Annotated in this window: 13 protein-coding genes; 5 read left to right on the forward strand and 8 right to left on the reverse strand. The window is 60.2% G+C overall.

The window, feature by feature from the left end; translation table 11 throughout:
• Positions 1 to 113 precede the first annotated feature (113 nt).
• Both ACK2VC_RS01600 and ACK2VC_RS01605 read left to right on the forward strand, forming a co-directional pair.
• Positions 114 to 887, forward strand: a complete 774-nt coding sequence (locus ACK2VC_RS01600) for an ABC transporter permease (protein WP_486731843.1) — start codon at positions 114 to 116, stop codon at positions 885 to 887.
• A complete protein-coding gene (locus tag ACK2VC_RS01605; RefSeq protein WP_486731844.1) occupies positions 887 to 1,720 on the forward strand; it encodes a type 2 periplasmic-binding domain-containing protein in 834 nt (277 codons plus the stop codon). Before ACK2VC_RS01600 ends, ACK2VC_RS01605 begins: the two co-directional genes overlap by 1 nt.
• Positions 1,721 to 1,794: 74 nt before the next feature.
• Here ACK2VC_RS01605 and ACK2VC_RS01610 read toward each other — a convergent pair whose 3' ends face one another.
• On the reverse strand, positions 1,795 to 1,992 hold the full coding sequence (locus ACK2VC_RS01610; protein WP_486731845.1) for a hypothetical protein: 198 nt from the start codon (positions 1,990 to 1,992) through the stop codon (positions 1,795 to 1,797).
• A 12-nt stretch (positions 1,993 to 2,004) separates the two neighbouring features.
• On the opposite strand from ACK2VC_RS01610, the gene gmk reads away from it, so the two are divergent.
• Genes gmk through ACK2VC_RS01625 form a run of 3 tightly spaced genes read left to right on the forward strand, consistent with a single transcriptional unit; the run spans position 2,005 to position 5,189 of the window.
• Positions 2,005 to 2,649 carry a guanylate kinase gene (gmk, locus tag ACK2VC_RS01615; protein ID WP_486731846.1) on the forward strand — a complete coding sequence of 215 codons (645 nt, stop codon included), beginning with the start codon at positions 2,005 to 2,007 and terminating at the stop codon, positions 2,647 to 2,649.
• A gap of 19 nt (positions 2,650 to 2,668) precedes the next feature.
• Positions 2,669 to 2,872: a DNA-directed RNA polymerase subunit omega gene (gene rpoZ, locus ACK2VC_RS01620; protein ID WP_486731847.1), complete on the forward strand. Its 204-nt coding sequence runs from the start codon at positions 2,669 to 2,671 to the stop codon at positions 2,870 to 2,872.
• A gap of 37 nt (positions 2,873 to 2,909) precedes the next feature.
• Positions 2,910 to 5,189: a RelA/SpoT family protein gene (locus ACK2VC_RS01625; protein ID WP_486731848.1), complete on the forward strand. Its 2,280-nt coding sequence runs from the start codon at positions 2,910 to 2,912 to the stop codon at positions 5,187 to 5,189.
• Positions 5,190 to 5,195: 6 nt separating this feature from the next.
• Here ACK2VC_RS01625 and ACK2VC_RS01630 read toward each other — a convergent pair whose 3' ends face one another.
• The 7 genes from ACK2VC_RS01630 to ACK2VC_RS01660 all read right to left on the reverse strand — a co-directional run bounded on the left by ACK2VC_RS01630 (position 5,196) and on the right by ACK2VC_RS01660 (position 14,451).
• Complete coding sequence (locus ACK2VC_RS01630) at positions 5,196 to 6,539, reverse strand: DUF3422 family protein (RefSeq protein WP_486731849.1); 1,344 nt, start codon at positions 6,537 to 6,539, stop codon at positions 5,196 to 5,198.
• A 184-nt stretch (positions 6,540 to 6,723) separates the two neighbouring features.
• Positions 6,724 to 7,281, reverse strand: coding sequence for a transcription elongation factor GreB (gene greB / locus ACK2VC_RS01635; RefSeq protein WP_486731850.1), 558 nt, complete (start codon positions 7,279 to 7,281; stop codon positions 6,724 to 6,726).
• 68 nt (positions 7,282 to 7,349) lie between these two features.
• On the reverse strand, positions 7,350 to 8,630 hold the full coding sequence (locus ACK2VC_RS01640) for an EAL and HDOD domain-containing protein (protein ID WP_486731851.1): 1,281 nt from the start codon (positions 8,628 to 8,630) through the stop codon (positions 7,350 to 7,352).
• A 165-nt stretch (positions 8,631 to 8,795) separates the two neighbouring features.
• Positions 8,796 to 9,722, reverse strand: coding sequence for a 23S rRNA (adenine(2030)-N(6))-methyltransferase RlmJ (locus tag ACK2VC_RS01645; protein ID WP_486731852.1), 927 nt, complete (start codon positions 9,720 to 9,722; stop codon positions 8,796 to 8,798).
• Between the two features lie 226 nt (positions 9,723 to 9,948).
• Entirely contained in the window at positions 9,949 to 11,244 is a 1,296-nt protein-coding gene (aceA, locus tag ACK2VC_RS01650; RefSeq protein ID WP_486731853.1) for an isocitrate lyase, read from the reverse strand.
• Between the two features lie 390 nt (positions 11,245 to 11,634).
• Positions 11,635 to 12,711, reverse strand: coding sequence for an NAD(P)H-dependent flavin oxidoreductase (locus tag ACK2VC_RS01655; RefSeq protein ID WP_486731854.1), 1,077 nt, complete (start codon positions 12,709 to 12,711; stop codon positions 11,635 to 11,637).
• A gap of 108 nt (positions 12,712 to 12,819) precedes the next feature.
• Positions 12,820 to 14,451: an ArnT family glycosyltransferase gene (locus tag ACK2VC_RS01660; protein WP_486731855.1), complete on the reverse strand. Its 1,632-nt coding sequence runs from the start codon at positions 14,449 to 14,451 to the stop codon at positions 12,820 to 12,822.
• Positions 14,452 to 14,468: the final 17 nt, after the last annotated feature.

Raw genomic sequence — 14,468 nt, forward strand, 5'->3', positions numbered from 1 at the left:
GCGGCGCCACAGATTCATGGTGGCATCGCCCTTCGGCCGACCGTTATAATCCGCTTCGACATCCGCACTGAATCGATGGCCGGCTCTTGCCGGCCATCTTATTTTGACATTTGATGAGTACTCAATTACACCTCTCCGGCCATCGCAAACGACTCGCCATGCTGCTGGCGGTCCTGTTCATTCTGCTGTGCTGGCAAATCGCCGCATGGACCCTGCCCGACTTCCTGATGCCGGGCGTACCGACAGTCCTGGCCCGCCTGTGGGATGACGTCGGCTCGGCAGAATTCCGGCTGACCTTGTCGAACAGCCTGATGCGGCTGGCCGGCGGCTATGGCGCGGCACTGCTGTTCGGCATCGGCTTCGGCCTGGTCGGCGCAGTCTTGTTTTTCTTCCGCGAAGTGCTGAAATCGGCCATCATCATCCTGCAGTCGATTCCGTCGATCGCCTGGGTGCCGCTGTTCCTGATCCTGATGGGTTTCGGCAGCCTGCCAATCATCGTCGTCATCGCGCTGGCTGCTTTTTTCCCGGCTGCGCTGTCGGTGATGAACGCCACCGAAAGCGTGCAGCAGGTGCACGTGTCGGCCGCGCGCGTGATGGGCGCCTCGCGCTGGGACATGTTGAAGCGGGTGTATCTGCCGGCAGTGATGCCGGAACTGATCACCGGCGCCCAACTGGCGTTCGGCAACGCCTGGCGCGCATTGATTTCAGCCGAAATGCTGATCGGCTTCGGCAAGGGACTGGGACGTTCGCTGGCGTATGCCGGTGAAACCGCCGACATGGTCGGCGTGATGGCAAATATCCTGACGATTGCCATCCTGGCGGTGCTGATCGATCAACTGATCCTGGAAAACCTGAAGCATCGCCTGTTACGGTATCAATACGTTTGATGATGAAACGGCCGTTTTTTCCTGAACTGTCCGCGCTGCCGCAGATGCTGCTGCTGGGCGCGCTCGCCCTGGCCAGCGCCGCGGCACTGGCCGACGGCGGCCTGGCGGCGCGCGCCAGACAACAAGGAAAGCTGACGGTTGGGGTCGACTTTACCCCTCCCGCCTATGTCGCCGGCGCCAAATTCCGCACTCCGGAAGGCATCGAGCAGGCACTTGCCGAAGACCTCGCACGCCGCCTGCAAGTACCGCTGGCGACGCGCCGGGTCGATCCGGCCAAACGTGGCGCATTGCTGGGCGGCGGCGCGGTGGATGTGTTGCTGGTAGCGCTGCCCGACAATGACCCCCTGTACCGCGCGGCGATGGTGGTGCCAACCGGTTATTCGGCCGGCCCGATGGCGATCATGCGCACCGACACCAGCATCAAATCCTGGGCGCAACTGAAAGGGCGCGTTGTCTGCGTCTCCGAAGACAGCCGGCACGCCGGTTTCGCCGCCAGCGAATATGGCGCGATCGAGCAGCGCTACCGGGCTGTGGCCGATTCGCTGCTGGCCATGCGCATCGGCGAGTGCGACGCCGCGGTGCATGACAGCAGGATGCTGGAAGAATTGATCAAACTGCCGGAATGGAAGAAATTTTCCGCCCGCCTGCCCACCGGCCCGCGCCGTTCGCTAGCGCTGGTGGCGCCGCGCGGCGATGCCGAGAGTGCGCGCTTTCTGAAACAAGTGATCGAAGAATGGCGTGCCAGCAGATATTTCAGCCAAGTGCTGACCAAATCGGTGCGCAATATCGCCTTTGAAGTGTACCTGGACCAGAACGTCCCGGACTGCCACTAGTGGCAAGCTAGGCAGCAGCGCGTCCGCCCCCTTCGATAGCGAGTGCAATGCTCGGCTGATAAAATGAGGCGCGTTCATCCCGGCATCGATTTACGGAAAGCAAAGCTGTCGCATTTCGCCCCCGTACTGACGCCAGTATTTTCAATTTCGTAGGTAATACCTACGGAAATCAGTGTTTTTTTGATATACTCCCTGTAAATAACTACTTTAGCGGACGCCGGTGAGCTGTTTTCACAGGCCCCTAGTGCAGCAGTTTGTTGCAATTGCCTCATTCAAGGATACCGATGTCCAACGCCAACGCCTCTGCCGGCAGCCTGTTCATGGTCGTGGCGCCGTCCGGCGCCGGCAAATCCACCCTGGTCAACGCCCTACTAGAGCATGACTCTTCCATCAAGCTGTCGATTTCGTACACGACGCGCGCGCCACGCGCCGGCGAACAGGACGGCCGCGAATATCACTTCACATCAGTCGAGGACTTTCTTGCGCGCCGGCAACGCGGGGAATTCCTGGAATCAGCGGAAGTCCACGGCAACTACTATGGCACCTCGCGCCTGCAGATCGAGGGCCAGATGCAAGCCGGAACCGATATACTGCTGGAGATCGACTGGCAAGGCGCGCACCAGGTGAAAAAGCAGTTTCCGGACGCGGTTGGCATTTTCATCCTCCCGCCCTCGATCGCCGCTCTGGAAGAACGCCTGCAAAAGCGCGGACAGGATGAACCGCAAGTGATTACGCGCCGCATTTTGGCCGCTGGCGGTGAAATCGCCCATGCGCCCGAGTTTGAATATGTTATTATTAATCAAGAGTTTGCAACCGCTTTATCAAGATTGACTGCAATCGTCCAGGCCGCTCGCTGCCGGTTTTCACGGCAGGCGGCGCGCCACTCGTCCCTGTTTGCCCAACTGGGCATCCATGCAAAATCAAGCTAACCCGAATCCAGGAAAACATATGGCCCGCATTACCATTGAAGATTGTCTGAAGCAGATCCCCAATCGCTTTCAACTGACCCTGGCTGCCACCTACCGCGCACGCCAATTGTTGCAAGGCCACACGCCCAAAGTCGACGCCAAGGACAAACCGACGGTCATCGCCCTACGTGAAATCGCAGCTGGCAAAGTTGGAATCGAGATGCTGAAAAAGGTCCCTGCATAGGGATTTTCCAACGCCGCCCCGCCGATATCGCCCGAGTATGAACGTGATGCCCACGCATTCAACCCAATCGGCGGTGACGGACAGTTCGCCGCTAGCGCGGCGTTCACGCAAGACAAAAACCGCAGACCCCGCCACCGGCAGTGCCGTAGCCAACGCGCCGGACTCGCGCGTGGCGTCGATCGCCCAGCTAAGCGCCAAGCTGGCCGAATACCTGACACCGGACGAGTTAAAGCAGGTCAAGCAAGCCTACCGCTTTTCCGACGAAAAGCACCTGGGGCAGATGCGGGTCTCGGGCGAACCGTATATCTCGCACCCGATCGCGGTCGCTGAAATCTGCGCCGACTGGAAGCTCGACGCCCAGGCCATCATGGCCGCCCTGTTGCATGACGTGATGGAGGATCAGGACGTCCACAAGGACGAATTGATCGAGCATTTCGGTGCCCAGGTAGCGACGCTGGTGGACGGCCTGTCAAAACTGGACAAACTCGAATTTCAAAGCCAGATCGAAGTGCAGGCGGAAAATTTCCGCAAGATGCTGCTGGCCATGGCGCGCGACGTGCGCGTGATCCTGGTCAAGCTGGCCGACCGCCTGCACAACATGCGCACGCTGGGCGCGATGGCAGCGGAGAAAAGACGCCGGATTGCGCGCGAGACGATGGAAGTCTACGTGCCGATCGCGCACCGGCTGGGCTTAAACAACATCTATCGCGAACTGCAGGACCTGGCGTTCTCGCACCTGTACCCGCTGCGCTATAAGACCCTTTCCAAGGCGGTCAAGGCGGCGCGCGGCAACCGGCGCGAAGTAGTCAGCAAAATCCTGGATGCGGTCAACAGCACGCTGGCCGCGGCCGCCATCCCCTCCCAGGTGTACGGACGGGAAAAAACCCTGTACGGAATTTATCGCAAGATGCGCAACAAGCACCTGTCGTTCTCGCAGGTGCTGGATGTCTACGGTTTTCGCGTGGTGGTCGACAGCTTCGCCAATTGCTATGTCGCACTCGGCACCCTGCATGCGATGTACAAGCCGATGCCGGGGAAATTCAAGGATTACATCGCCATCCCCAAGCTGAACGGCTACCAGTCGCTGCACACGACACTGATCGGCCCCTACGGCACGCCGGTCGAGTTCCAGATCCGCACGCAGGAAATGCATCGGGTAGCGGAATCCGGTGTTGCCGCGCACTGGCTCTACAAAAATGAGGATGGCGGCCTGACCGACCTGCAGCAGCGCACCCACGCCTGGCTGCAATCGCTGCTCGACATCCAGAAACAAACCGGCGATTCAGCCGAGTTCCTGGAGCACGTGAAGGTCGACCTGTTTCCGGACTCCGTCTATGTCTTCACTCCCAAGTCGGAAATCATCGCCCTGCCGCGTGGCGCCACCGCGCTTGACTTTGCCTACACCATCCATACCGACGTCGGCGACCAGACCATCGCCGCCAAGATCAACCACGAGCAATCGGCGCTGCGCACCGAACTGCGCAACGGCGACATCGTCGAAATCATCACTTCGCCAAGCTCGCGGCCAACGCCGACCTGGCTTTCCTTCGTGCGCACCGGCAAGGCGCGCTCGGCCATCCGACATCACTTGCGCACCGTCAACCTGAGCGAGTCGCTCGACTTGGGCAAACGGCTGCTGACCCAGGCCTTGGTAGCGCTGAACCTGAATCCGGCGCTGGCGCCCGAACTGCTGGAAAAACTGCTGAAGGAATCGAGCGCGAAATCGCTCGACGAGTTGTATATCGATATCGGCATCGGCAAGCGGATGGCGGCGCTGGTGGCAAGACATATTCGCGGCCTGGTAGATAATGAATCGCCGGCGCCGGAAGCCGCCGCCACGGCTGGCGGCGCGCTCCCCGCCAAGCTCGACCCGGTCTTGATTGACGGCAGCGAAGGAACTTCGGTGCAACTGGCGCCATGCTGCCAGCCGATCCCTGGCGACAAGATCATCGGCCAACTGAAACGCGATCAGGGATTGATCGTACATACCGAGGATTGCTATTTGGCCAAGCGCCAGCGCGCCAAGGAACCGGAGCGCTGGATCGAGGTGGCCTGGGACCAGAACCTGAATCGGCGCTTCGATTGCCGGCTCAAGATCCTGGTCAGGAACGAGAAGGGGATTCTGGCCCGGGTGGCGGTCGAGATCGGCGAATCCGACGCTGACATCAGCTACGTCAGCATGGACGACGACAAGGATCCGATGATGATGCAGATCACCTTCACGATCCAGGTGGAGAACCGGATCCACCTCGCGCGCCTGATTCGCAACGTGCGCGGCATCAGCGCAGTCGCACGGATTTTGCGCGATCGCGGCTAAGCCGGCTTATGCGACCTGCGTATGCTCGCGCAGCCGGCGCAAGCCAAGCCAGACGCCCGCAGCAATCAATGGAATCAGGACACCGGTCGCAAGGTCCGGATTGATCGGCCAGCCGGCTGCCTTGGCCGCCTTGCCGGCATAATTGAACAACCCCGCCAGGTAATACGAGATCGCCGCCACCGACAGGCCTTCCACCGCTTGCTGCAGACGGATCTGCTGCGCGGCGCGCGCATTTAGCGACTGCAGAATCTTGCGGTTCTGCTGCTCCTGCACGATGCCCACGCGCGTGCGCAGCAGATCGTTGGTATGCGCGATCCGCTTTGCCAGCGCTTCCTGGCGCCGCGCGATCGCCTCGCAGGTATTCATCGCCGGCGCCAGGCGGCGGTCCATGAATTCGCTGATGGTCGGCACGCCTTCGATGCGGATCTCATGCAGCTCACCGATGCGCGCCCGTACTAGCCGGAAATACGCCTGCGAGGCGGCGAAGCGGTAGCTGCTGTCGAGCGACAATTTCTCGATGCGCGCCGCCAGGCCGGTAATGTGGCGCAGCAATGCCTGCTCGTCATCGGCATTCTCCGGCGCGCCGGCAATCGCCTGATCGGCGTCGACCATGGTCGCGGTCAGGCGCGCCAACTCGCCTTCGATCGCATTCAACACCGGGGTCGATTGCTGCGCCAGCGGCAAGCCCAGCAGCGCCATCATGCGATAGGTTTCGATCTCGAGGATGCGCTGCACCAACCGCGCCGCCTGCTGTTCATGCGGACCAGCGTCACGCACCACGAAACGGTTGAAGCCGTCGGCATGAATCCGGAAATCGGTCCAAATCTGCCCACCCTGCGCCATGGTTCCGGCCGCCAGCGCATTACCTTCGAATACCTGCAGCAACTGCGCATCCGGCGCATCGATTGGCGGCGCGTTCTGGTCCAGCACAAGGTGTGCCGCCACCATGATTTTCCCTTGCAGCGTCTGCAACCACTGTTGCGGCAGATGCGCTACTGGCACTTGCTCAAAGGCGGCGCCGACCGAGAGCCCTGGTGCGTGCGACTGGGCAAGCGTATAGGTGGCGAACTCGGTATGGCATTCCCATTTCAGCCGGAAGCGTCCGAAGTCATGAAAAAAATACTTGGCGTCGTTGCCCGGGCCCGCCACGCCAAAATGCGCGCACAGCGCGCACAGTAATTGCTGTTGGCTATGACCGTTGTCGGCCGCCGGATCGGCGGCGTCGCGCGCATAGACCGCGAAATGGGTTACGCTCTCCGACGCCGTCAGGCGCAGCGGCGGGCGGGAATGCACTTCAGCCGCCAGCGGCACGCGCAGCGGATGGTTCAGATTGGAGTAGACGATCGACATGACTGGGCTTTTGTTCTTATCGGCGGCGGGATTGCCACCAGTCTCTTTGGTCGCCCCGAAACCTGCCGGACAGCAGGATTTGTCTGTCCTGTCCGATTCCTGAAAGGAAGGCAGCATCGGCTTGGATTGCGATCGATGCGGTCCACGAGAAATGGCTGAAAAGGCGATCGGGTAGTGTAGCAAACTACATGCGGGCCGGATATTCGACTTTGAGAATTTCCAGCTCTTGCATCCCGGCCGGTGTTTTTAACGCCACAGAATCGCCTTCGCGGGCCTTGGTCAGCGCGCGTGCCACCGGCGAAATCCAGCTGATTTTTCCATTCAGCGGATCCAGTTCGTCGATGCCGACGATGGTCACGGTAAGCTGCTCACCAGCCTGATTGGCGTAGGTGACGGTGGCGCCGAAGAAAACCTGGTCGCTGCCAAGATGCACGCTCGGATCGACCACTTCCGCCAGATCCAGCCGTTTGGTCAAAAACCGGATGCGCCGGTCGATTTCGCGCAGGCGCCGCTTGCCATAGATATAGTCGCCGTTTTCCGAACGATCGCCGTTGGAGGCAGCCCAATGCACGATGCGCACGACGTCAGGCCGCTCGACGTCAATCAGATGCAGTAATTCATCCTTGATGCGCCGATATCCGGCTGGCGTGATGTAATTCTTGACCCCGGGCGGGATCTCGGGCAAGCCCGATTCCAACTCGTCGCCATCGTCGTCGCTCTCTTTTACGAATGCCTTGTTCATGGCATTCATTGTAGCCTCGAACCGGTAGCCCAACCGCAGCGCGACACGCCCTTTTCGCGTTTCCTAAGCTACGCCATCGCGCGTGAAACGGCGTCGCTCCATTCGAACGCCTCCAGTTCGAGCTGATACAGATCGTCGATCGACAATTGCAGCTTGCCCAGCGTCGGCAACAGCAGAGAACCGGTTTCCTCGACCCGTTCGATATACTCCGCAAGCTTCAGCATGTCGCCATACAAACCCTTGCGTCGCAGCAATGCATCACTGACGCTATCGGCCACCGCGATCTGCTGCAGGATCTTTTCCATGGGCGTGCCAAACAAGCTGTCCATCAGCGACATGATGCCCACCGTAAAGGCGATGTCGGCAACCCCACTTTGGCCGGGACGTATTTTTTCCGCCATCAGTTCCATCAGCTTGCCACGCGTGGTGGCCAGGGTCAGTAATGGCGGCATGAAACCACGCCCCTTGCCGCGTTCCGCGTAGAGCAGTATCTGCAGCCAGCGCTGCAATTGCCGCCGCCCGAGCAAAACCAGCGCCTGGCCGAGCGAGTCGATGCGCCGGGACGTACCGAAAGCCGGTGTATTGACCAGTCGCAGCAAGGTCAGGCCGAGCGACACGTCCTGTTTGATGCACAGTTCGATTTCCCGGGTATCGGCGTCGGTCATGATCAGCGCCATCAATTGCATGATGGTCAATTGGGACGGCGAGAGCTTCTTGCCGGACAGGATGCCCGGACGCGCGAAGTAATAGCCCTGGAAATAATCGAAGCCGAGATTCAGGCACTCCTGGAACTGTTCCAGGGTTTCGACTTTTTCCGCCAACAGGATTTTCCCCGCTTGCCTGAAACGGCTGGCCAAGCGCATCAGGGTCTCCAGGGCCATATCCATCACGTCAATCTTGATGATCTTGACCAGCGGCAGCAGTTTCTGCACCTCGTCGGAGTCCGCAACAACGTCGTCGAGCGCGAACGAGAATCCCGCCTTCGCCAGTTCGGCTACGCGCTGTATCAACTGTGGCGTGACGCGGACGGTTTCCAGGATTTCCAGGACTACCTTGTGGGTCGGTAAAAGGCTGACGAAATCGCTCATCAGCACGGTCGCGTCCACATTCACGAAAGCGAATGAATCGCCGGTCACATATTCCAGTCCCAGCTCCGACGCGTGCGCAATCACAGTCGCCGTCGCCGCCAGATCGTCAGTGACGTTGGCACTGTCGGCCGCGGCGCGGCGGAACAGTAATTCATAGGCAACCAGGCTCTGATCCCGATTCAATATCGGCTGACGCGCCAGGAAGAAATCCTTGACCTGTTGAGGCGGCCCTGAAGCATCCAATAGGGGATTGGTCATCATTGAAGATAGGTTGCGGCCTTGGTTCCTGTGCGCGTCCGTCAAGGAAGGCGTGGCGCTCCATCAATTCATGGTCGAAATTTCTAGTGTTGTTCTGCTATTTTTTGCTGATTGTACGCCGTCCGTCCTCGATATTTCTGATTATCAATACTTTGCTGCAACCCGAGCCTAATCCTGCCCCGATTTTTTTTTGCGGTCCGTAGTGGCTACCGGCTGTCCGGACTGCAGTGTAAAACCGGCGCCGCTGTCAACGCCCAGCGCCTTGACCAGCCACGGCATCAGGTCACGCAACATCGGCTCCAGCGTCCACGGTGGATTGAGGATGAACATGCCGCTGCTGTACAGGCCAAAGCCATCCGGGGACGGCGTACTGATGGCCAGGGTGACATTCAACCAACTATTGGCATTCAGGCGCTTCAGTCGCTCCGGCAGTTGGCGCGACTCCACTCGCTGCAATACCGGATACCAGACGGCGTAGGTACCAGTCGCGAAACGGGTCAGCGCATCCTGCAGCACGTCCTGCACCCGCCGATAATCGCCCTTGTCTTCATACGGCGGGTCGATCAGGACCAGGCCGCGGCGTGACGGCGGCGGCAGCAGCGCCTTGAGGCCGACAAAGCCGTCGCCCTTGTGGATCAGTACGCGTGTGCCGCGTCCGCTCGGATGCTGCCCTTGCGCCGCCGCATGCGCTTCCAGTTTACGGAAATTATCCTGCAGGATCTTGCTGTCGCTCGGGTGCAATTCAAACAGGCGCAGGCGATCCTGGGCACGCATGACTTTGTCGGCGCAATACGGCGATCCTGGGTAGTAGCGCAGCTTCCCGCTAGGATTCAGGCTCTTGATCAAGTCGACGTAGTGCGCGAGCGGCGCCGGCAAATCCTTGCGGCCCCACAGTTTGCCGATGCCGGTATCGTATTCCGCATTCTTGGAAGCGTAGGCGCTATCCAGCGCATACAGGCCGGCGCCCGCATGGGTATCGATGTACATCACCGGCGTTTCTTTCTGGCCGAGATACTGTAGCAGCGCAATGGTAACGACGTGCTTCAGGACGTCGGCATGATTGCCAGCATGGAAGGCGTGGCGGTAACTCAGCATAAGGAATTTCGGCTAGGGGAAGGGAGAAAGGGGCCCCATTCTAGCAAGCTCCCCTCCCGCCAATGCCATTCGCCGGTGCAGAAGAATGCTTCGCGTGAAAATACTCCAGCGACAAGCAGGACGCCTCCAGGCAAAATCCATAAAAAAACCGCACCTTTGTGAGGTGCGGTTTTTCCTCCGTCAGAGGGTGTCTCCTCCACTCCTATGGAGCGTCGCCTTTATTCGATCAGGCAACTTTCTTTTCAAAGAACTGCTCGTCTTCTGTCGAGCCATGCAATGCGGTAGTCGACGACTGGCCTTGCTGAATCGCCTGCGTCACGGCGTCGAAATAGCCGGTGCCGACTTCGCGCTGGTGCTTGACCGCGGTGAAACCCTTGTCGGCGGCGGCGAATTCGGCTTCCTGCAGTTCAACGAACGCGGACATCTGGTTACGGGCATAGCCGTGTGCGAGGTTAAACATCGAGTAGTTCAGCGCGTGGAAGCCGGCCAGCGTGATGAACTGGAACTTGTAGCCCATGGCGCCCAGTTCCTTTTGGAATTTGGCGATGGTGGCATCGTCCAGGTTTTTCTTCCAGTTGAACGACGGCGAGCAGTTGTAGGCCAGCATCTTGCCCGGGAACTTGGCGTGGATCGCTTCCGCGAATTTTTTCGCGAATGCGAGGTCCGGCTTGCCGGTTTCGCACCACACCAGATCAGCATATGGGGCGTAGGCCAGGCCGCGCGAGATCGCCTGATCGATGCCCGGCCGGGTCTTGAAGAAACCCTCGACCGTACGTTCGCCGGTGCAAAACGGCTTGTCGTTGTCATCGACGTCGGAAGTCAGCAAATCGGCCGCTTCGGCATCGGTGCGGGCAACCACCAGCGTCGTGGTGCCGGAGACGTCCGCTGCCAGGCGTGCTGCATTCAATTTCTCGACCGCTTCGCGGGTCGGCACCAACACCTTGCCACCCATGTGCCCGCATTTCTTGACCGATGCAAGCTGGTCTTCGAAGTGGACGCCGGAAGCTCCGGCTTCGATCATCGCCTTCATCAATTCAAACGCGTTCAGCACGCCACCGAAACCGGCTTCCGCATCGGCCACGATCGGTGCGAAGAAGTCGATGTCGTCCTTACCTTCCGACCACTGGATCTGGTCGGCGCGCTGCAGGGTATTGTTGATGCGCTTGACCACCAGCGGCACCGAATTGGCCGGGTACAGCGACTGGTCAGGGTACATTTCACCAGCCACGTTGGCGTCGCCGGCCACCTGCCAGCCGGACAGATAGATCGCCTTCAGCCCGGCCTTGACCTGCTGCATCGCCTGGTTGCCGGTCAGCGCGCCGAGCGCATTGACGAAGGGCTCGTTGTTGACCAGAGTCCACAGCTTTTCGGCGCCGCGCTTGGCCAGCGTATGCTCGACCTGAACCGAGCCGCGCAGACGGACGACGTCCTCGGCAGTGTAATTGCGAGTGATATTCTTCCAACGCGGATTCTCAGCCCAATCCTTGGTCAGTGCTTGCACTTGCTGTTCGCGGGATGCCATGAGTCATTCTCCTTGGTGAGTAAATAATTCGGTAATTCGGAATCCGGGATTTCGGCTGCGGGCAAACTCGAAATCGATGGCTAAAGCATATGCCGTTTTTTGCGAGGCAACAAGGTCTTATATAAGACATATAACTAAAATTATTTCTTTATTTTTCAATTAGTTATATATGATTTTTTGCGATGCGATACGATATCCCTATAAATGAAATGAATAAATGATGCCCTGCATTGTGATTTACCACAATGCGGGATATTCGCTTCGAATCATGAAATTCAGACTGGAAATCCTGTGATGCAGGATACAAGGCGATGACTTTTCAGCCTGGGTGTGGCCGCAACACGCGCTCCGTGCCGACGCAGCGCTGGAACTGTCGCCCGGCCGGGCTTGCTAAGCGCGCGCCGCCAGGGTTTCCTGCATCAAATGCCGTACCAATTCGGCGGCGCCGATGCCCGGGGCGCGCGCACGCGACATGCCAGCCGCCTGTCCCGCCCACAGCGAAAGGAACTCGGGGCGATTAGCTGCCGCCGCCGCTTTTCGTATTTCCCCCGTCAATGCATTCAGAACCGGATATGCCGGCAAACCGGACTCATGCGGCAGCATGCGCCGCACGTATTCATTGACGATGCCACGTGCGTGACGTCCTGAAAAGGTGCGCGTGGCGCGGGTCGAGGTATCGCTGGCGCTGCGCAGCAGCTCCTTCCAGGCCACATGGCTGGCAGCCTCGGCGCATGACACAAAGGCGGTCCCCAATTGCGCCGCCTGAGCCCCCAACGCGAGTGCGGCCGCAATGCCGCGCCCGTCCATGATGCCGCCGGCGGCGATCACCGGTACCTTGACCGCATCGACCACCTGCGGCACCAGCGCCATGCTGCCGATCATGCTGTCTTCGGCCGGGCCGATGAAGGTGCCGCGGTGGCCTCCCGCCTCCGCCCCTTGGGCGCAAATGAAATCGGCGCCGTTGTGCTCCCATGCCAGCGCCTCAGCGACATTGGTCGCGGTGCCGATCACCAGGCTGCCGGCGGCGTGCAGGCGATCGATCGCGGCGGCGTCCATCAGACCAAAGGTGGCGCTGACCAAGGGCACCTTGAGTTCGACCACGGCATCCAGTTGAGCCTCGAAATCTTCGCTGTACTTTGCCGGTATGCTTGCCGGCGCCAAGCCGAGTTCGGCACGGATTGGATTGAGCAACGCCATCGCGGCATCGAGTTCGGCGACGCTCGCCGCTGCCGGCTCCAGCACGAACAGGTTGACATTGAACGGCCTGGCTGTCTGTTCGCGGATCGCAGCCACGCCAGAGCGGATCGCAGCCGGCGCCAGGGTGCCGACCGCAAACGACCCGAGGCCACCACTGTTTGCTACCGCCACCGCCAGCGCCACGGTCGAGGTACCGGCCATCGGCGCCTGGATCAATGGATATTCAATGCCGATTTGTCGGGTAAAGGCAGTGGCGGGCGTGCTGGTCATGGCGTCCTCTGGGCAGATGGAAAGGGATTCCATTCTACAAACTTCAACGCCACACCGTACGCCGCGCCTTACGCTGGCCGGATTTGCTTGATCCTGAAATACGGCTGCTCAGTACCTCTGCAGCAGCCAGAAGCGGATCTTCCGGTCGCCATTGCGAAATCCTTCCCACACCACCCGGTGCGGCGAGTTGGCGACCAGCGGCGGAATATTAGTGGCAGAACCTTGCACCAGCACCCATGGGCAGGTCCCGCCAGAACCGTGCTCGAGGCGCTGCGTAATGGTGCCGTTGACGTAGTGCAGCATGGCGCGCTCCGATTCACCCATATTCATGCTGGCCACGCAGGCCGCGTCGGGTGATACCGAGTGGCGCAGGCTGGCAAAGGCCGAGCGATAGCTCTTGCCCTCGTCGATCCAGGGCAGCCACAGCGTCATGGTCAGCCCCCACAGCAGGCTGAAGCCGATTGCCAGGCTGGCAACCGCGCTGGTACGGCGGCGAATCGTGCTCACCGCCAGCAGCAGCGCAGCCACGCTGACCGCAATCGCCATGGCAACCTGCCAGAGCGAGAACGGCATCGCGAAATGACTTGGCATATGCCGCTGAAACCACGCCAGCTGCGGTGTGACACCACTCGACCACATGCGCCACCAACCGAGCCAGATCAATATCCCCAGCACCAAGACCGGCAACAGCACGGCCCATGAAAGCGGCCGGTTCAGGCCAGCGGGTATCCGCAGCGCACCAGGCGTCGCCATGATCGCCAGCGGCAACAGCAGCGGCAACCCGTACATGGCACGCGCACTCGCCGCACTGAACAAGACGGCGGCCATGACTGTCGTCATGACCAGGCATAACTGCAATGCCGGTTGCCGCAAAATCCCGCCCTCTTCGCGGGACTTCAGGTACAACGTGTATAGCGCCAGCGGCAACAGCGGGAAAGTCAACCACGGGATGTTTCGCAGCCAGAACCCGTCGGGGTGCGGCGCCCCCAGCAAAGACACAGAAAATCCGAGATAGCGGCCGACATTGTTCAGCCAGAACCAGTCCATGAACAGTTGTGGCGAGCGCAGGTAGAGAATCAGCGGCCAGATCAGCAGCCAGGGCAGCACCACCGCCACCGCGATGCCGCAATTGCGCAGGTAGGCCGGAGTGCGCCATTCGCGGAAACACAGCGGCAGGATCACGCATACCACTGTCAATACCCCGGGAGCCAATACGCCTTTCGACAGGAAGCCGATGCCGGCCCCGCAACCCAGCAGGAAACCCCAGCGCCAGGAACCGCTGCGGGCGCCGGACAACCCGAGCAGAGCGACCGCGAACCCTGCCAGGAGCGCGATATCGGTTTCCATGATGTGCGCATGAAACAGCAGGCCGGCGCTGCTCATCAGGGCGATCGCGGTCATCGGCGCCGCTTGCCGGCCCCACCATAGGCGGCCGCAGCGCTCGATGCACCACAAGGTCGTCAGCGTGAAAAAACCACTTGCCAGGCGTGCAGCGTCATGCAGCGCCAGTGGTGGCGACAGCAGCTTGGCGAACAGCAGCGCGACCCAGTAGAACAGCGGTGGCTTTTCCATGAATGGTTCGCCGGCCAGCATCGGCACAATCCAGTCGCCCGACTGCAACATGCTGTAAATGATGCCGAACACATAGGTTTCATCCTGCTTCCACGGATCGTGCCCCACCAGGCCGGGAACCGCATACAGTACAACCAGAACCACCAGATAGAACTTGGGCAAAGGCATGACGACAAACAAGTAAA

This window comes from Herbaspirillum sp. WTB6 (assembly GCF_057457785.1).